We start from the raw sequence: 16,841 nt of genomic DNA, 5'->3' as shown, positions 1-16,841 counted from the left end.
CCTCGCTGGCGACCCTTGGCGGGGCGCTTCGGGGTGCTCATGGTGCGACCCTACGCCGGACTCGCACCACGTCTAGCCCCACGAACGGACGATGAGATCGACTTCAGTCCCGGCTAAAGACCAAGGGCTCCGACCTGTTTTCACTGGTCAGAGCCCTTAGTTTCACCCGGCGAAAGGTGGTGCCCCAGGCAGGATTCGAACCTGCGACACACGGTTTAGGAAACCGATGCTCTATCCCCTGAGCTACTAGGGCTGGCGACAGCAGTCTAGCGGGGTGCCGCCACCGAGTTGACCAGCGCCCCCACCAACGCCTCACCCGCGGCTCGAACCCACGGGCCGGACCCACAGGCAGCAGTCGCGCTCACGCACCGTGAGGGACCGAACGAGATGCGTGCGGCCGTTGGAGGGAAGTGAGCGAGACCACCTTCAGTTGTGAAGAAACGTCAGGTACGCAGGGGGCGTGAGCAGACCGTGGCCCGACTTCCGTCCTGGCCCTGTTGGTGCCGTCAAGGCTTGGTGGCGGCGGCGGGTGCCCAGGAGTGCTGACGACTTCACCTTCGTGCCGCCGTCGAGCAGTCATCAGCACGAGTTCGAGACGCCGTTGGCCAGTGCGGTGTACGGGCTCGACTTCCAGCTCAAGATGACCGTGGTGTGGCGGCTCGACCTGGCCACGGGACTGCGGCACAACTCGCCCAAGAGCGCGGCCATCCACCACGTCCTGCAGCGGGCCAAGGAGATCAGCGGCAAGGCCATGTTGGGGCACCACGCCGCGCTGCAGGTGCAGTTGGGGGACGAGCTCGCCGTCGAACGACAGGTGCCCGGCACGCACATCTGGGCTCGGGCCGAGAACGTCAAGATCAGCGTGCAGGAGGACGACCTCGAGATGGCTCGCAAGCACGTCGAGCTGTTGCGGAACTCCACGTTCAAGCTGGCTGAGCGGGACGTCGAACGGGCTGAGATCCGGTACCTGCGGGACGAGGTGCTGACGGACGTCGGCACGGCCACGATCTGGTGGTTGCAGCGCAACGGGTACCAGGTCGAGGAGGCCGTGAAGCTGTCAGGGCACCTGGCCGACCTCGTGCAGATCGCCCAACGGCAGCCGTCGACGCACTGGGCCGAGTCGCTGGTCAGCAGTGTCGAGCGGGCGTTGCCCGAGCTCGAGGACTCGCATCGCGCCGATCTGCGGCAGCACCTGGCGAAGGCGCTGAGCGTGTACGGCGGGTCTCGGGTGGCTGCCGAGTTCGCGGACCAGGTGGGGCTGCCCGCGGGCGAACAGCACGTGAATGGGCAGCACACGAACGGACACGTCTAGGCTGGCTCGGGTGCTGACCGAACTTCGCAGTGCCGCGGTGGTTGCCGGCTTGCAGGCGCTCGCCCGGCTCACCCCCTATGCCGAGGCTGAGCTCCTCGGACTCCGCAAGGTCGTCAAGCCCGGTGACGTGTGCGTTGACGTGGGGGCCGCGCTGGGGCTCTACACGGTGACGCTGTCCCGGCTCGTCGGTCCACACGGGACTGTGCACAGCGTCGAGCCGCTGGTGTTCGCGCACCCGACGCTCTCGTACCTGTTGCGGCCCCGGGAGGGGCGCAACATCCGCCGGCACTCCGTGGCGCTGGGGACCGAGGAGTCCGGGCGGGAGGTCATGAGCGTTCCGGTGCGGCACGGCAACCCCGTGACCGGGCGGTCGTTCCTCACCGCGGGGGCGGACGGGCTGGGGTCCAACGAGGAGTTCGACCAGCACCTGGACGTCGTGGTCAGGACGGACACGCTCGACCACTTCGTCGAGGAGAACGGGATCGGGCGGCTCGACTTCGTCAAGGCGGACGTCGAGGGCGCCGAGCTGCGGGTGCTCGAGGGTGCCAAGGGGACCATCGAACGGCTCAAGCCCGCGTTCCTGCTGGAGATCGAGGAACGGCACGTCACGCGCTTCGGGTACCACGCCAAGGACGTCGCGGACTTCCTGACCGAGCGCGGCTACCGGATGAGCACCTGGCACGGCGGGGAGTGGAAGCCGACGCGCGCCATCGGGGACGAGGTCAGGAACTACCTGTTCCGGGTCTGAAGAAGTCCGGAATAAGTAGAGGACGCCGACCCCTGGGGGTGGATCGGCGTCCTCATCTCGAAGGCCTACAAGCTGTAGACCTCAAGCTCGTACAGGGAGTACCCGTAGCGGGTGGCCCGTTGGGTGCCCGTCAGCCGGAGGTACCTCGCGTCCTGTGGCGTGAACGCTACGACATCGTCGCCCCCATCGCCAGCGCTCGTAGTGAAAACGTTGCGCCAGCTGGTGCCGTCATTGGAAAGTTCGATGCGGTACCCGCTGCCGTAGGACGACTCCCAGCGCAACACAGCGCGACCGATCTGTTGCACAGAGCCGAGATCGACCTGGATCCACTGGTTGTCGCTCCAGTCGCTGGCCCAGCGGGACGACGGATCGGCGTCCAATGCAAGTGACGGCGGAAGGGTGTTCCAGCCCTTCTCGTACGACGACGCGGTGGCCGTCCGGGACAGTGCCAGGTTGCCGATGGTCTGGCCCCGGCGGGACGGGAACTGCACGACCTGCTGGAACGTCGGGCGGTTCTGCCAGTGGATCTTGTCCTGGGTGATGCCGCCCATGGCGCGGTGGACGATCGTGTCCGCGCACCACTGGTCGCCTGCGGTGCAGTCGGCGTCACCGGGGTAGACCTGGTTGGCCGGCTTGGCGGCGGCGGTCTGCAGGGAGCTCACCAGCGCCGTGCGACAGCCCGCCAGAGTGCCGCCACCGCAGTAGGTCTGCGGGAAGGCGCCCTGGACCGGGTCGCCGAGGACCTGGCGCAGGTCCTTGTCCACGTAACCCCACCAGCCGTACTGGAACGACGAACCCTTGTGCGGTGCCGCGCCGTGCGTGTCGGACGGGGCCTCGTCCACCTGCTGCGCGCTCACGAGCGCGTCGTACAAACCATTGCCCAGTGATGGTTTGAACTGCGCCTCGACGAGCAGCGGCCACCAGGCATCGAGAATCCGAATCGCGTCGGCGTGCGCGTAGGCCTTGCTGCCCTTCGCCGTCTCCTTTCGCAACGAGCCCGAGCGCTGCCAGTCCTTCAGCTTCTGCACCGCCGGGGCGAGGGAGGCGTCGACCGGGGCGGACTCCACCACGCGCAGCAGTTCGGGCAGCACCTCCTGGGCCCGCAGGTCGGCCACGGCCGCCTCGGCCATCGCCTTGGTCAACGACGCCCGCGTGACCTTCTGCCCGGACGTGACCAGGGCCTTGACGCGCTTGTCCAGGAGGTCACCGCGGTGCACGGAGCTGTGGCCGAAGCCGCCGAACGTGAAGTCCTTCGCCTGCTTGTTGTTCCACGAGACGTAGTAGTCCTGGTTGACCGAGTTCGGGTGCCCGGCGAACGGCATCACGGCGGAGGTGTTCTCGTCGCCGTTCCAGTCCACCCACTCGTACTCCGCACGGCCCCACGTCGGCAGGTTCGGGTCCACAGTGGACCGGCGCACCGGGTTCAGGCCCGAGTTGAAGTACGCGATGTCGCGCGAGTCCGCGTAGAACCAGTTGAACGCGTACCCGATCTTGTCGGCTGCCCGCTGGAAGTCGGCCGCCGACCGGATCGCGCCGGGGTCGTTGAGCTCCTGGAACCCGATGATCGAGTCGACCTCGTGCATGTAGGTCGAACGCAACGTCGTGTACGCGACGACCTTGCCGCCGATGGTCGCACGGCTCGTCACCAGCCCGTACTTGGTCCGCCACATCACGAGCGTGTACGAGCCGGCGGGCGTCCCGTCGGCCACCGTCGGCTTCCACGCGTTCTTGCGCTCCAGGCGCTCCATCGGCAGGCACGCGCCGTGGAACACGTACGACGTCGAGGCCTTCGTCGCGGGAGAACCGTCGGCGTTGCACAGCTCGACGGCGTAGGTGTCGATGATGTCCTGCGCGGACGAGGTCGCGCTCCACGAGTAGTCGACACCGCGGCCGAGCTGCACGTACATCGAGACGCCCGCGAACGAGACACCGCGCGACCGCACGCCGGGACCGTTGAGCTCCTGCAGCATCAGCAGCTGCGGCGCGAAGTACCCGGTCTGCGGACCCCACACGGCGATCGGGTTGCCGGAGTCAGTGTGGGCGCCGGACACCGCCAGCGCGTTCGACATGCCGTGCGTCTTGTTCAGCAGGTCCGCGGGCAGGACGCCGTCCTCGAAGATCCCGCGAGCACGAGCCACGTCCTCGGGAGCGGCGACCGAGACAGCCGCGCCCGTTCCGCCCACCTCGTCGTAGACCATCCGCTCCGGCGTGATGCTGCCGGAGTCGGGCAGGGCCACGCCCTGGGGCGACGCGGGCGAGGCCGAGTACGGGAACGACTGTCCGTTGTGGAGGGTGAGGACGGCCTCGGGGTCGTTCTGCGCCCGGAACGCCTTCCACACCTGCTCGCCGACGGAGGCGCCGTACTTGTTCTGCGCGGCCAGCTTCACCAGCGCGGACTGCACCTCGCCGCCACCGCCGGCGCCGAACAGGCCGCCGACCACGGACGCGATCGCCACCATGTCGGTCGCCTTGAACGGCTGGATGTCGTTCCAGTTCGTGATCGCGTCGGCGTGCCCGGTCAGCACGTACTCGCCGGGGAAGTTCCGCGCCGACACGGACTGGGTGACGTAGGCGTTGATCCCGGAGATGTAGTCGTTGACGTCGGCCACGGCCTGGCGCCCGCGCTCACCGCCCCGCACCGCCGCGGTGTCGATCTGCTTCTGCAGGTCGGCCTCGGTGTAGGGGATCTGGTTGTAGAAGCTCTGCTCCAGCACGCGGTTCGACGGCGCGCCGCCGGCGAAACCGGAGAGCTGGCCGCGGCCGAGGTGGCGGAACAGGTCCATCAGCCACAGCCGGTCCTGCGCGGCCGCGAAACCGGCGCCGAACATCGTCCCCGACCTCGTGGTGCCGGTGATGTGCGGCATGCCGATCTTCTTGTCGCGCACGATCGTCACGTCCGACCGCGGCTTGACCGTGCTCTCGACCTGGTCGGACGGCACGCCGAACGACGCGTCGTTGAAGAAGTTCGACAGCTGGTCGTTGGTGAGGCCGCTGTAGCCGGAGACCAGGGCGTCGTACTTGCCGAGCTGGTCGGCCGAGTGCGCGGGCCTCGTGCCGAACGCCTTGTGGGTCAGGATCTCGGCCAGTGTCGCGTTGCCGTTGTTGCCGGGCGGCACGATGTCGCCGCACTGGCCGAGGCAGTAGTCGTCGGCGGCGAACGCGGCCGCGCGCGGCTCGGCGGCCTGGGCCGCGGACGGGACGATCAGAAGGGAGGCGGTGACGGTGGCGGTCGCCAGCAGGGTCGTCACCGGATTGGCTCTCCGCATCGCGCGAAGCTCCTCTCCGTGCAGGGCAGGGCTGTTGTGACGCACGTTACTTTCCAGTACCGCTATTGCGAAAGACCTTCGCGTTTACCGGCACGCACAACTGCCTCTGTATCGGTCTAGAACCTCATCTGGATCAAAACGACGAACCGGCAGAAGTTCTGAATCGGATTACCCGGCGTACATCCGTGTTTCGGTACGACATTCCATCAAGTGGGATATCCGAGTTTGGTCACTCTGAGTTCCGTCAGCCACCCACAACTCCTGGTGACCTGCTCACGCAGCGAAGTCGGCAGTTAATTCCGGTAACTGTGAACGTCGCCGCCGATCTCGAAAATCCGTTACCACATGATGAGATAACTGAGAATTAACGTGACCTTCGGCGTTCGTACGCGAAGATCACGAACATGTGGGAGCGCGGAACGCCAATGCGGGAGGCGTTGTGATCAAGGTTCTGCTGGCCGACGACGAGGACCTCGTCCGTTCCGGCCTTCGCATGATCCTGAGCAGTGTCGGGGACATCGAGGTCGTCGCCGAATGCGATGACGGACACCTGGTGGCCGACCTGGCACGCCAGCACCGTCCTCACGTGGTCCTGCTCGACATCCGGATGCGCACCTCGGACGGGCTGGTGGCGCTGCGGAGGCTGCGGACCCTGCCCGATCCGCCGAGGGTGTGCATCCTGACCACCTTCGACGTCGACGAGTACGTCTCGGAGGCGCTGCGGCTCGGGGCCGCGGGCTTCCTGCTCAAGGACACCGAACCGGAGCAGCTGGTCAAGGCCGTGCGCGACCTCGCGCGCGGTGGCGCCGTGCTCGATCCCGGTGTCGCGGCACGGGTCCTCGCGGCCGTGGCCGACGGCGAACGGATGGCGGAGCCCGCGCGCCGGCTCCTGCAGAGCCTGTCCGAACGAGAGCGCGAGGTGCTCGTGCTGATCGGCCAGGGCATGTCGAACGCGGAGATCGGCGGCACCCTGCACCTGTCGGAGGCGACGGTGAAGGGCTACGTCTCGTCCGTGCTCGGCAAGATCGGCGCGGTCAACCGCGTGCAGGCCGCGCTGGTGGCCTACCGCGGCGGCCTGATCGCCTGACCGGTCCGGGAAGGACGGGTCCGGGAAGGACTCAGCTCCCCGACACGCGTTCGGGGAGCCCTGCCGAAGGCTCGACCTCGACCCTGTTGCGGCCGTGGCGCTTGGCGCGGTAGAGCGCCATGTCCGCGGCCGCGAACAGCTGGTCCAGCTTGGCCGGTCCCGCCGCGACACCGATGCTCACGGTCGGCCGGCGGACCGCGCCCAGCACCATCGTCCAGTCGTGCCCGTCGACGGCCGCGCGGATCCGCTCGGCCACGTTCGGGCCGACGTCCATGTTGGGGCCGGTGTCGCCGAGCAGCACTACGAACTCGTCGCCCGCCCAGCGCGCCACCAGGTCGTCCGCCCGGCACTCGCGCCGCAGCAGCGCCGCGATCTCGCGCAACGCCGCGTCGCCCGTCGCGTGTCCGGCGTCGTCGTTGACGTTCTTGAACCAGTCGACGTCGACCAGCACCAGCCACGGCACCCGGCCGCGCGCCGCCGTCGACTCCAGCAACGCCTGCGCGGCGCGTTCGAGACCGAGCCGGTTCGCGAGGCCCGTCAACGGGTCGCGCGCCGCGGCCTCCTGCGCCTGCACGGCGAGCCGTTGCGCCTGCACGGCCACCCGGCGCTGCTCCAACGCCTGGCCGAGGCCTTCCTGCAACGTCTCCGTGGCCGTGCGCGCCGCCTGCATCGACCGCCGCAACGCCACGGCCTCGCCCACCGAGTCGCCGAGGGAGTGGCAGATGTCCGCGAGCTCCGTGGAGAACCGCAGCAGCAGTGACGTGTCGTTGATGCGTTCGGCGTTCGTCACCGCACGGGCCGCGAACGTGCGCGCCTCGTCGAGGATGCCCTGCTCGCGGTGCACGACGGCGAGGACCCAGTTGCCGACCGAGATGCCCCACAGGTCGTCGGCGTCGCGCGAGAGCCGCAGCGTCTCCTCGCCGGTCTCCTCTGCCTTGTCCAGCTGGCCGACCCCGGCCAGCGACCGGCCGTACGCGCCGAGCAGCGCCCGCCGGTTCCGCTCTTCCTTGACGACGCCCAAGCCCTCGTCGAGGTACGCCAGCGCCTCCTCGAAGATCGCGGGCGCGGCCGCGGGGTGCCCGGCGCAGGCGCGGAAGTTGAGCGACCCGCCGAGGCGCTGCAGACACAGGGCCAGCGTGTCGCTGTGGCCGGACCGGCGCGCGACCTGGACCGACAGCCGCAGCATGTCGAGCGCGGCCCTGCGGTTGCCGATGCCCTCCATCAGGTAGCCGAGGGACCCCATCGTCTGGGCCACGGCGGGGCTGTCGGACCGGTCGGCGTCGAGGTCGGTCCAGCCCTCCGCCGCGAGTTCGAGGGCGAGCGGGATGCGTCCGAGGCGCCACGCCAGCATGGCCCTGTTGACGAGCACGGCCGAACGAACCCAGCGGTCGACGCCGGGGGACACCTTGGTGACCACCTCGTCGAAAAGACTGTTCGCCTCCGGCAGGCGGCCGGCGTTGAGCAACGCGCGGACCTCTTGGTCCAGCCGCGGCACCTCGCCCGCTACCAGCGGATCACGCTGCTCCACTCGTTCATCGACTCCGTTCCGACTCGCCGAGCGGCCTGCACAGGCTACCGGGATGGTCGCGCCCCGTACCGATGGTGGTGCAGGACGTCACCGAGGGGTAGTCGGTTGCGCCAACAGGTTGCGCAGCGCCTGGGCTCGATCGACGATCATTCCGTAGCGCAGCTTCTTGTCAACGGGGTCGTTGTGAACTTCCCGTGCGGTTTGCTGCACGCCGTGCTTGCGGTAAAGCATGCTCGGTGTCGCGAGGAAGTACCCGCGCGACACGGTTTGAAGCGCCATCAACAGGCCCGTGTCCTCGGAAGACGGCAGCGCCATCCACCCGCCGAGGGCCAAAAGCAGCTCTCTGCGCACGCACAACGTGCCCGGAACGACCGGCAGCCGCCATTCATCGGCGATGAAAGCATCGAGCAGCGAGCCGGGTTCGAGAACGCCTTCCGCGGGTCCGTCGAATTCCCACGAGATGACGTCGCCGCCGGGCAGGAGGTCACGCGCGGCCGACGTCGTCCAGCCGACGTCGCCGTGCGCGAGCAGCACCTCGACGTCCCTGGTCAGGGCGCCGTCGAGGAGCAGGTCGTCCGCGTCGAGGTTCCGGACGAGCTCGCCGCGCGACCGCGCGAGCGCCATGTTCCTGGCGCCCGCCGCGCCCGACGGCGAAGAAGACGAGAAAGCGACCCGCGGATCATCGGAGAACAGTTCCGAGACCGCTTCTCCGTCGTGCTGGACCAACCACTCCCAGGTCCATCCCGGCGGGAGTTCTTGCGCGCGCAAAGATTCGTACGCCTCCCGCAGGAAACGCAGGTGCGGCGGGTGGACGGGCGTCACGACGGAGATAGTTCGCATCTCGGGGCTTCAGTTTCGTCGGCCGAAGGTGTCGTGGTGAACAACGTCTTCGAGTGGCATCCGGTTGCGCCATCCGTGACGTTCCAGATCGGGTGTGTCGGGAAGGGATTGGACCGGTCCGACGCACAACCAGGCCACCGGACGGACCCGCGCGGGGATGTTCAGGAGGCGGCGCAGCACGTCCTCGCGGTAGAAGCTGACCCAGCCGACGCCGAGGCCCTCCTCCGTCGCCGCCAGCCACAGGTTCTGGATCGCGAGGCAGACGGAGTACAGGCCCGCGTCGGCGATGGCGTGCCGGCCGAGCACCGCCGGCGAGCCGCGGTCCGGGTCGTAGGTGACGACGATGCCGAGCGACGACTCCATGACGCCTTCGACCTTGATGCGCGAGAACACCTCGGCGCGTTCGGGGTCGAGCTCCGCGGAGAACACGCTGCGTTCGGCCTGGACGTGGTCGCGGAAAGCGCGCCGAATCGATTCATCACGCACGAGCACGAAGTCCCACGGCTGGGAAAGGCCGACGCTCGGTGCCGCGTGGGCCGCGGTCAGAACTCGTCGCAGCACGTCGGGCGGGATTTCCGCGCCGGTGAACTCGGCTCGAGTGTCCCTGCGCCGGTGCACCACTTCGTACAGGTTCATTCGAGCGATCGTGCCTCACTCGAAAGCACCAACTTGACGTCCGGGAGGTGGCGCTGATCTCACCTGAGGCGATACACCGATCGGATGAAGAAGATGAGAGGTGGTTACGGCTCCGCGCTCGGGTTCGGCGCGGGAGTCGGCGTGACCGCGTTCACCGGTGCCTGGCCGCTGCTGGCGCTCCTCCTGCTCGCCGCCGTCGTCGTGGCCGTGTCGCTGCGCACGACGATCGTCGGGGCGGGCCTGGCCGCGCTGCAGTGCTGGGGCCTCTACGCGACCTTCTTGGTCGGTGTTCGCGGCGACCTGACGGTCGACGAACACACGACCTGGGTGCTCGCGTTGCTGGTGCAGCTCGCCGTGCTGGCGTTCGTGGCCAGCACGGCGATCCGCGTCATCGCCCTTGCGACGGGTACGGCAGCAAAGCCATCTCCCGTGCGTTTTTGATCGCCGTGGCGACCTGGCGCTGCTGCTGCGGCGTCAGGCCGGTCACGCGGCGGGACCGGATCTTGCCCCGGTCCGAGATGAACTTGCGCAGCAGCGCGACGTCCTTCCAGTCGACGACGGCCACGCCCTCCTTCGTGAGCAGGTTCTGCCTGCGCTTGAGCACCTTCTGCTCGCGCATCACCAGCTCGCCTTCGACACGCCGGGCAGCTCACCGCGGTGGGCCATCTCGCGCAGCCGCAGCCTCGACAGCCCGAACTTCCGGTTGAAGGCGCGCGGCCGTCCGTCCACGGCGTCCCGGTTGCGCAACCGGGTCGGCGACGCGTCGCGCGGCAGCTTCTGCAGTCCCCTCAACGCCTCCTCGCGCGTCTCGGGGTGGCGCAGCTTCTCCTTGAGCTCCGCACGCCGTCCGGCGTAGCGCGCGACCACCTCGCGGCGGCGCTGATCGGCGGCGATCTTCGACTTCTTGGCCACGTCAGCGCTCCTCTTTGAAGTCGACGTGCCTGCGCGCGACCGGGTCGTACTTGCGCAGCACCAGGCGGTCCGGGTCGTTGCGGCGGTTCTTGCGGGTCACGTAGGTGTAGCCGGTGCCGGCGGTCGACCTCATCTTGATGATCGGCCGGATGTCGTTGCCCTTGGCCATCAGAGGTTCACCCCCTGGCCGCGCAGCCGGGCCACGACGGCCTCGACGCCGAGCTTGTCGACGGTCTTGATGCCCTTGGCGGACAACGTGAGCGTCACGAACCGGTTCAGCGACGGCACCCAGTACCGCTTGCGCTGGACGTTCGGGTTCCACCGGCGGCGCGTCTTGCGTTGGGAGTGCGAGACGCGGTTGCCGAAGCCGGGCTCACGGCCCGTCAGCTGGCAGCGCACAGGTACCTCCAGATTGAAACGACATTCGTTTTCATCTACGGTACCCCACATGGAAACCGTTGTCGTCATGGTGGCGGGGCTGGTGGACCACGACGTCGCCGTGCGGGTGTGGCGGGACCGGCCCGGATCGGTGCTGGTGCGCCACGTCGCCGCGGAGACGTGCGTGCGCCGGTGGGTCGACGGCGTCGCGACCGACGTCGAGCTGCTGCACGGGTGCGTGTCCTGCACCGTGCGGGAGGACCTGCGCGAGCTGCTCGGGACCTTCGAGGGCCACACGGTCGTGCTGCACCTGGACCCGTTGCTGGAACCGGACGCCGTGCGCCGCGCACTCGACGTCGACGTCGAGTGCGTGATCACCGTGCTCGACGCGGCGAGCTGGCTGGACGACGCGCTCGGCGACGCGTCGATGGTCAGCGACCAGCGGACGGTCGCTCAGGTCGTCGTCGCGCAGGCCGAGGCCGCGGACGTGCTGGTGCTGCAAGGAGATGCCGACGAACGGACGCTCGCCGTGCTCGACCGGCTGGCCCCGGGCGCGCACATCTGCACGCCGGACGCGGTGGTCGTGTGCCGGAGCGCACGACCGCGGATGGTGCCGCTCACGCCGGAGTCCGGTGTCTCGACAGCGGTTTTCACGGCCGACCGGCCGTTCCACCCGGTGCGGCTGAACGAGGCGCTCGACGCGTTGCTCGACGGCACGGTGGTGCGTTCGCGCGGACGGCTCTGGGTCGCCGACGAGCCGGACCTGGCGCTGCACCTGGAGTCCGCGGGCGGCGGGCTGCACGTCGGCGCCGCCGGGCCGCGCGACGGGAAGACCACCCAGATCGTGGCGATCACGCTGGGGGAGCCGGACGACATCACGGCGGCCTTCACCGGCGCGCTGCTGACCGACGACGAACTGTCCTTCGTGGACTCGATCCGAAAGCTGGAGCTGTGAAGCCAGGAATCCACCCCGACTACCACCCCGTCGTCTTCCAGGACGCCTCCACGGGCAAGACGTTCCTGACCCGGTCGACCGCGACCTCGTCGCGCACCGTCGAGTGGGAGGACGGCAACTCCTACCCGCTGCTGGTCGTCGACATCACCGCCGACTCGCACCCGTTCTGGACGGGCACGCAACGGCTCGTCGACACCGCGGGCCGGGTCGAGAAGTTCAACCGCCGCTACGGAAAGCGAGAGCGCTGATGGCCGTTCCCAAGCGGAAGACCTCGCGGTCCAACACGCGGCACCGGCGGTCGCAGTGGAAGGCCACCGCGCCGGACCTGGTGCGCGTGCGGACGGTGGACGGCAAGGAGCTCCTCGTGCCGCGCCGGTTGGTCGCGGCCTACAAGCGCGGGTTGCTCTAGCCCGGGAGCTGGACCGTTCCGTCCGGTGAGTCGCGCCACTGGTCGAAGGGGCGGTCCAGCCTCCACCCCGTGCCGTCGTGGTCGATCACGCGGTTCTCGCACGTGTCCGGGTTGGACAGCGACTCGAACAGGTCGATGCTCCAGTCGAAGAACCTGCGGCACAGCAACCTGATCGTCAGCCCGTGCGACACCACCAGCACCGTCTTCGGGTGCCCCTCGTCCTTGTGCATCCGCACGGTCAGGCCGTCGAGGAACGCCGCCACGCGGTCGTCCACGTCGGCACCGGACTCGCCGTTGGGCAGCCGGAAGAAGAAGTGGCCGAACGCGTGCCGCTGGTGCTTGAGCACCTCCTGCTGCACCGGGTCCTGGAGGTTGCCCCAGTCCTGCTCGCGCACCCGCGGTTCGGTGACGACCCGTTCGGCGTCCACGCCCAGCAGCTCGAACGTCCGCTTCGTCCGCTTGTACGGCGAGACGTAGGCGGCGACCAAGCCGTCGCCGACCAGCTCCCTGATCACCGGGCCGGCCGCGCGGGCCTGCTCCTCACCGGTCGCGGTGAGCGGGAGGGCGTGGTCGGGGATGCGGCAGTAGGCGAGCTCGTCGACGTTGCCGAGGCTCTGTCCGTGGCGCAGCAGGATGATCCGCACCTCACCATCGTGCCCCAGTCCCGCGGGTGCCCGAGCCGTTACAGTGCTCGGCGAGTCGAGGAGGATGGTGTCACATGATCAAGTACATCGTGCTGTACAAGAGGCCCGCGGACCCCGAGGGCTTCGACCGGAAGTACTTCGAGTCGCACCTGCCGATCGTGAACTCGGTTCCCGGCCTGGTGCGCGCCGAGGTCGCGAAGGTGCAGCAGGTGTTCCTCGCCGGGTTCCTCGGCGAGACCGAGCCGCACCTCGTCGCCGAGATGTACTTCGAGTCCGAGGCGTCGTTCAAGACCGCGATCCAGTCGCCGGAGTGGGCCACGTCGGGCGCGAACCTCGCCGAGATCGGCGGGATGGAGCTGGTCGCGATGTTCAGCGCCACCGTGGTCGATCCTTCCGGGGTCGTGGCGTGAAAGCGGTCGTCATCGGCGGCGGCACGATGGGCGCGGGCATCGTCCACGTGCTGCTCGCGGGCGGCCACGAGGTCACGCTCGCGGAAGCCGACGCCGGCCGCGCCGAGCAGGGCCGGGTCGCCGTCCGCCGCTCCCTCGCCAAGGCGCAGGAGAAGGGCAAGCTCGCCGACGCCGAGGCGGTGTTCGCGAACCTGAGCACCGGTGAGCTGCCGGAGGACGCCGAGCTGGTCGTCGAGGCGGTGCCGGAGACCGTGCCGCTCAAGCAGAAGGTGCTGGGCGACGCCGCAGCGAGGTGCCCGCGGGCCGTGCTCGCGTCCAACACGTCGTCGCTCTCGATCGCCGAGATCGCCGCCGGACTGCCCGGCGACCGCGTGCTGGGCATGCACTTCTTCAACCCCGTCCCGGTGCAGCAGCTCGTCGAGCTCGTCCACCACGAGGGCGTCGACCCCGCGAACGTCGCCAAGGCGCGGGCGTGGGCGGAGGAGCTGGGCAAGACCGTCATCGAGGTCCGCGACTCGCCGGGCTTCGCCACGTCCCGGCTCGGTGTCGCCGTGGGCGTGGAGGCGATCCGCATGCTTGAAGAAGGCGTCGCCTCTGCCGCGGACATCGACACCGGCATGAAGCTGGGCTACCGCTGGCCGATGGGGCCGCTGGAGCTCACCGACCTGGTCGGGCTCGACGTCCGCCTCGCGATCGCCGAGCACCTCGCCGCCGAGCTGGGACCCCGCTTCGAGCCCCCCGCGCTGCTGCGGGACAAGGTGGCGCGCGGTGAGCTCGGGAAGAAGACGGGCCAGGGCTTCTTCACCTGGTAAGCAGGTCCCCGTGAACATCCGCGAGTACACCGACGACGACCTCGACGCCGTGTTCCGGCTCCGCAGGGTGGCGTTCAACTCGAAGGAACGCCCCGAGCGGCTGGTGAGGCCGGGCTCGCGGGGGCTCGTCGCCGAGCTCGACGGCCAGGTCGCCGGTGTGCTCGGCATCGGGGAGTACGCGCAGTTCTACGGCGGCGCCGCGGTCCCGATGGGCGGGATCGGCGGCGTCGCCGTCGACGGGGCGACGCGCGGCCGTGGAGTGGCGAACGCGCTGCTCGACGCGTCCCTGAACCTCATGCGGGAGCACGGGCAGGCGCTCTCGGTCCTCTACGCGACCGTGCCTGCGCTGTACCGGGGACGCGGCTGGGAACGCGCCGGCGTCCTCGAACGGGTCGAGCTGCCGATGGACCGGCTGCTGTCGGTGCCGCGGCCCACCGAGCGGATTCCCTCGCGCCCGGCCCGTGAGAGCGATCTCAGCGCGCTGCACGAGTGCTACCTGGAGGTCGCGAGGACGGTCGACGGCATGGCCGACCGCCGTCCGCCGCGGTTCGACGTCGCCGAGGTGCTGGAGATGGACCTGGTGAGCGTGTTGCCGGGTCCCGGCGGTCTGCGCGGGTACCTGACGGCCCAGCGCGAACCCGGCGGCGGCGACCTGGGCCGGCTCAAGGTCTTCGACCTCGTCGCGCTCGACGCCGAGGCCCAGCTGACCCTCCTGGCGTCGCTGGCGTCCTGGGCGGGCACGCTCGAAGCGGTCGACCTGCGGATCACCGACCCGGCCACGCTGGGCCTGCTGGCGAGCACGCCGTTGCGGTACTCGGTGCAGACCGCGACGTGGATGCTGCGCGTGGTCGACCTGCCCGCCGCCGTCGCCGCCCGCGGCTGGCCGAACCCCGCCGACGTCGCGGTCGACCTGGAGGTCGTCGACCCGCACGCGCCGTGGCACGCGGGGCGTCAGCGGCTCGTCGCCGAGAACGGCGCGGTCCGCGTCGAACCCGGTGGCACGGGTGCCGTCCGGCTGCACGCGCGAGCGCTCGGGCCGTGGTTCTCGGGTGCGCAGAACACGCACGCGTTGCGGCGCGCGGGTTTGCTGGAGGGTGACCCGGCCGACGCAGTCGCGTTGGACCGGTTGGTCGATGGGGCGGGCGTCCCGCGGCTGGCGGACTTCTTTTGACGCGCGTCGATGTTCACCCGAACGGCTCTCTCAAGTAACAATGGGGCCGTGGCGGGGGACCAGGACGAGGTCAGGCATGCCTACGGCGACAACATCGGTTGGCGCCTGAAGGGCTATTCGAGGCGGCACAGCGGGCCACCGGTCAGCGTGCGCGAGATCTCGCGTGCCCAGTTCGACGAGATCCGGCCGTTCTTCGACGCCGAGGACAACCCGTGGCTCGTCGACCTGCACCAGGTGGTGCCCGAGGCCTGGAGCAGCGTCGAGCAGGTGCTCGGGCCGCTCGATCCCGGGCAGGACTACTACGTCACCGGTCAGCCCCTGGACTGGGACAAGGACCCCGTCCAGGCCGCGCGCGACCTGCTCGACGAGCGCTACCCCCTGGCGCGGGCGGCGTTCCTCGGCGGCAGCGTCGCGTCAGGCACCTACACGGCGAACTCGGACCTCGACATGGTCGTGATCGTCGACGACCTGCCGGGCGCGTTCCGGGAGACGCGCGTGCACCGCGGCTGGCCGGTCGAGCTGTTCTGCCACACCGTCGAGTCGTTCTACGACTTCGTCGCCCGTGACACGAAGGACCGGCGCCCGCCGTTGCTGCACATGTGCGCCGAGGGTTTTCTCATGCTCGACGCCGACGGTACCGGTCAGCGCATGCGGACCGAGGCGCGCGCTCTGCTCGACGCCGGCCCGCCGCTCGCGACCGTCACCGAGCTGGAAGACCGCCGTTACGGCACCACCGACCTGCTCGAGGACCTCATCGGGGCACGGGACGAGGACGAGCGGCTGTTCGTCGCGGCACGGCTGCTGACCTGCGCGGGAGAGCTGGCGCTGGTCGTGCAGAACCGGTGGCTGGGACACGGGAAGTGGCTGCTGCGGCGCCTGCGCGACGCCAAGGAGGACGAGCTCGTGGACTCCTACCGCGCGCTGGTGCGGGGCGAGGGCGCCGAGCGGTTCATCGCGGTCGTGGAGCACGTGCTGGCGTCGGCGGGAGGGCGGATGGAAGCCGGTTACCGCCGGAATGCGTCGCCGCGCTGAACTACTAGTCTGTGCGTTCGTGCTGCTCATCGTCCTGGAGCTGATCGGAATCGCCGTGTTCGCCGCCTCCGGTGCGGTGGCCGCGGTCCGCGCCCGCCTGGACGTGTTCGGCGTGATCATCCTGGCCCTCACCACGGCGCTGGGCGGCGGCATCATCCGCGACGTCCTGCTCGGCGTGCACCCCCCGACGAGCCTGCGCAGCTGGCCGTACCTGCTGGTCGCGGGCGGCACGGGGCTCATCGTCTTCTGGTACCACCCGCAGGTCGCGAAGCACCGACGGTCCGTGCTGCTGCTCGACGCCGTGGGCCTCGGTCTGTTCGTCACTTCCGGCACCACCACCGCGTTGTCGCTCGGCGCCCCTCCGTACGCGGCATGCCTGATCGGAATGACCACCGGCATCGGCGGTGGCGCGCTCCGCGATCTTCTTCTCCGGGAGATCCCGTTGGTCCTGCGGAAGGAGATCTACGCCGTGGCGGCGCTGTGCGGCGCGGTCGTCGTCGTGCTCGGCGAGTGGGCGAAGCTGCCGAAAGGCCTGGTCGCGCTGATCGGTGCGTCGATCATCATCACCATCCGGCTGATCGCGCTCTGGCGGAAGTGGAACGCACCCGTCGCGCGGGGCTTGGAGGGCTAGCAGGAACTAACGCAGTACTCACACCCGCAGTTAGGGACCTTCTCAGGCGCCTCTCAGATCCCTCGGCAAG

General features: G+C 69.4%; 21 protein-coding genes and 1 tRNA gene. 12 read left to right on the top strand and 10 right to left on the bottom strand.

Annotation, left to right across the window (positions count from 1 at the left end):
- Positions 1-177: 177 nt before the first annotated feature.
- Positions 178-253: transfer RNA gene (locus VF330_RS25760), tRNA-Arg, on the bottom strand.
- Between the two features lie 276 nt (positions 254-529).
- Between VF330_RS25760 and VF330_RS25755 the strand changes: the two genes are divergently transcribed.
- Positions 530-1,312, top strand: coding sequence for a hypothetical protein (locus tag VF330_RS25755; RefSeq protein WP_330854250.1), 783 nt, complete (start codon positions 530-532; stop codon positions 1,310-1,312).
- 10 nt (positions 1,313-1,322) lie between these two features.
- Entirely contained in the window at positions 1,323-2,060 is a 738-nt protein-coding gene (locus tag VF330_RS25750; protein ID WP_330854249.1) for an FkbM family methyltransferase, read from the top strand.
- A 65-nt stretch (positions 2,061-2,125) separates the two neighbouring features.
- Here the strand turns inward: VF330_RS25750 and VF330_RS25745 are convergent, their stop codons facing one another.
- Positions 2,126-5,326, bottom strand: a complete 3,201-nt coding sequence (locus tag VF330_RS25745; protein ID WP_330854248.1) for a penicillin acylase family protein — start codon at positions 5,324-5,326, stop codon at positions 2,126-2,128.
- A 439-nt stretch (positions 5,327-5,765) separates the two neighbouring features.
- Here VF330_RS25745 and VF330_RS25740 point away from each other — a divergent pair, with 439 nt between their 5' ends.
- Entirely contained in the window at positions 5,766-6,413 is a 648-nt protein-coding gene (locus tag VF330_RS25740) for a response regulator (RefSeq protein ID WP_030467690.1), read from the top strand.
- A gap of 31 nt (positions 6,414-6,444) precedes the next feature.
- On the opposite strand, the gene VF330_RS25735 is transcribed toward VF330_RS25740, so the two are convergent.
- The 3 genes from VF330_RS25735 to bluB form a co-directional block, all read right to left on the bottom strand.
- Positions 6,445-7,941, bottom strand: coding sequence for a diguanylate cyclase (locus tag VF330_RS25735; RefSeq protein WP_330854247.1), 1,497 nt, complete (start codon positions 7,939-7,941; stop codon positions 6,445-6,447).
- An 87-nt stretch (positions 7,942-8,028) separates the two neighbouring features.
- Entirely contained in the window at positions 8,029-8,763 is a 735-nt protein-coding gene (locus tag VF330_RS25730; RefSeq protein WP_330854246.1) for a glycosyltransferase, read from the bottom strand.
- A gap of 27 nt (positions 8,764-8,790) precedes the next feature.
- On the bottom strand, positions 8,791-9,417 hold the full coding sequence (bluB, locus tag VF330_RS25725; protein WP_330854245.1) for a 5,6-dimethylbenzimidazole synthase: 627 nt from the start codon (positions 9,415-9,417) through the stop codon (positions 8,791-8,793).
- Positions 9,418-9,501: 84 nt separating this feature from the next.
- On the opposite strand from bluB, the gene VF330_RS25720 reads away from it, so the two are divergent.
- On the top strand, positions 9,502-9,858 hold the full coding sequence (locus tag VF330_RS25720) for a hypothetical protein (RefSeq protein WP_330854244.1): 357 nt from the start codon (positions 9,502-9,504) through the stop codon (positions 9,856-9,858).
- Here the strand turns inward: VF330_RS25720 and rpsR are convergent.
- Genes rpsR through rpmB form a run of 4 tightly spaced genes read right to left on the bottom strand, consistent with a single transcriptional unit; the run spans position 9,806 to position 10,728 of the window.
- Positions 9,806-10,036 (bottom strand): 30S ribosomal protein S18, encoded by a 231-nt coding sequence (rpsR, locus tag VF330_RS25715; RefSeq protein WP_330854243.1) that lies wholly within the window; start codon positions 10,034-10,036, stop codon positions 9,806-9,808. The two genes, VF330_RS25720 and rpsR, sit on opposite strands and share 53 nt — an antisense overlap.
- The gene (gene rpsN, locus VF330_RS25710; RefSeq protein WP_330854242.1) at positions 10,036-10,329 is read right to left on the bottom strand and encodes a 30S ribosomal protein S14; all 294 of its coding nucleotides are present in this window, start codon (positions 10,327-10,329) and stop codon (positions 10,036-10,038) included. Before rpsN ends, rpsR begins: the two co-directional genes overlap by 1 nt.
- 1 nt (position 10,330) lies before the next feature.
- Entirely contained in the window at positions 10,331-10,498 is a 168-nt protein-coding gene (gene rpmG, locus VF330_RS25705) for a 50S ribosomal protein L33 (protein ID WP_330854241.1), read from the bottom strand.
- The gene (rpmB, locus tag VF330_RS25700; RefSeq protein ID WP_414675456.1) at positions 10,498-10,728 is read right to left on the bottom strand and encodes a 50S ribosomal protein L28; all 231 of its coding nucleotides are present in this window, start codon (positions 10,726-10,728) and stop codon (positions 10,498-10,500) included. Before rpmB ends, rpmG begins: the two co-directional genes overlap by 1 nt.
- Positions 10,729-10,777: 49 nt before the next feature.
- On the opposite strand from rpmB, the gene VF330_RS25695 reads away from it, so the two are divergent.
- Genes VF330_RS25695 through rpmF form a run of 3 tightly spaced genes read left to right on the top strand, consistent with a single transcriptional unit; the run spans position 10,778 to position 12,071 of the window.
- Positions 10,778-11,662 carry a GTP-binding protein gene (locus VF330_RS25695; protein WP_330854239.1) on the top strand — a complete coding sequence of 295 codons (885 nt, stop codon included), beginning with the start codon at positions 10,778-10,780 and terminating at the stop codon, positions 11,660-11,662.
- The gene (locus VF330_RS25690; RefSeq protein ID WP_089949824.1) at positions 11,659-11,910 is read left to right on the top strand and encodes a type B 50S ribosomal protein L31; all 252 of its coding nucleotides are present in this window, start codon (positions 11,659-11,661) and stop codon (positions 11,908-11,910) included. Before VF330_RS25695 ends, VF330_RS25690 begins: the two co-directional genes overlap by 4 nt.
- Complete coding sequence (gene rpmF / locus VF330_RS25685) at positions 11,910-12,071, top strand: 50S ribosomal protein L32 (RefSeq protein ID WP_330854238.1); 162 nt, start codon at positions 11,910-11,912, stop codon at positions 12,069-12,071. Before VF330_RS25690 ends, rpmF begins: the two co-directional genes overlap by 1 nt.
- Here rpmF and VF330_RS25680 read toward each other — a convergent pair.
- Positions 12,068-12,715, bottom strand: coding sequence for a histidine phosphatase family protein (locus VF330_RS25680; RefSeq protein WP_330854237.1), 648 nt, complete (start codon positions 12,713-12,715; stop codon positions 12,068-12,070). The genes rpmF and VF330_RS25680 overlap by 4 nt on opposite strands.
- Before the next feature lie 74 nt (positions 12,716-12,789).
- Between VF330_RS25680 and VF330_RS25675 the strand changes: the two genes are divergently transcribed.
- The 5 genes from VF330_RS25675 to VF330_RS25655 are packed head-to-tail and all read left to right on the top strand — an operon-like array spanning position 12,790 to position 16,771.
- Positions 12,790-13,125, top strand: coding sequence for an EthD family reductase (locus VF330_RS25675; RefSeq protein ID WP_330854236.1), 336 nt, complete (start codon positions 12,790-12,792; stop codon positions 13,123-13,125).
- Positions 13,122-13,937 (top strand): 3-hydroxyacyl-CoA dehydrogenase family protein, encoded by an 816-nt coding sequence (locus tag VF330_RS25670; RefSeq protein ID WP_330854235.1) that lies wholly within the window; start codon positions 13,122-13,124, stop codon positions 13,935-13,937. The genes VF330_RS25675 and VF330_RS25670 overlap by 4 nt, the downstream gene beginning before the upstream one ends.
- A 10-nt stretch (positions 13,938-13,947) precedes the next feature.
- Entirely contained in the window at positions 13,948-15,108 is a 1,161-nt protein-coding gene (locus VF330_RS25665; protein ID WP_330854234.1) for a GNAT family N-acetyltransferase, read from the top strand.
- A 48-nt stretch (positions 15,109-15,156) separates the two neighbouring features.
- On the top strand, positions 15,157-16,140 hold the full coding sequence (locus tag VF330_RS25660) for a nucleotidyltransferase domain-containing protein (protein WP_330854233.1): 984 nt from the start codon (positions 15,157-15,159) through the stop codon (positions 16,138-16,140).
- 19 nt (positions 16,141-16,159) lie between these two features.
- Entirely contained in the window at positions 16,160-16,771 is a 612-nt protein-coding gene (locus VF330_RS25655; protein ID WP_330854232.1) for a trimeric intracellular cation channel family protein, read from the top strand.
- The last annotated feature ends 70 nt before the right edge of the window (positions 16,772-16,841 follow it).

Source organism: Lentzea sp., from assembly GCF_036380075.1.
Lineage (GTDB): Bacteria > Actinomycetota > Actinomycetes > Mycobacteriales > Pseudonocardiaceae > Lentzea.
The sequence above is the reverse complement of the archived record's forward strand: the minus strand, read 5'-3'. Positions and strand labels throughout refer to the sequence as shown.

Excerpts from the sequence above, each read along its gene's own strand:
- VF330_RS25745 (WP_330854248.1), bottom strand. The coding sequence starts at position 5,326 with ATGCGGAGAGCCAATCCGGTGACGACCCTGCTGGCGACCGCCACCGTC.
- bluB (WP_330854245.1), bottom strand. The coding sequence starts at position 9,417 with ATGAACCTGTACGAAGTGGTGCACCGGCGCAGGGACACTCGAGCCGAG.
- VF330_RS25720 (WP_330854244.1), top strand. The coding sequence starts at position 9,502 with ATGAAGAAGATGAGAGGTGGTTACGGCTCCGCGCTCGGGTTCGGCGCG.
- rpsR (WP_330854243.1), bottom strand. The coding sequence starts at position 10,036 with ATGCGCGAGCAGAAGGTGCTCAAGCGCAGGCAGAACCTGCTCACGAAG.
- rpmG (WP_330854241.1), bottom strand. The coding sequence starts at position 10,498 with ATGGCCAAGGGCAACGACATCCGGCCGATCATCAAGATGAGGTCGACC.
- VF330_RS25695 (WP_330854239.1), top strand. The coding sequence starts at position 10,778 with ATGGAAACCGTTGTCGTCATGGTGGCGGGGCTGGTGGACCACGACGTC.
- rpmF (WP_330854238.1), top strand. The coding sequence starts at position 11,910 with ATGGCCGTTCCCAAGCGGAAGACCTCGCGGTCCAACACGCGGCACCGG.
- VF330_RS25675 (WP_330854236.1), top strand. The coding sequence starts at position 12,790 with ATGATCAAGTACATCGTGCTGTACAAGAGGCCCGCGGACCCCGAGGGC.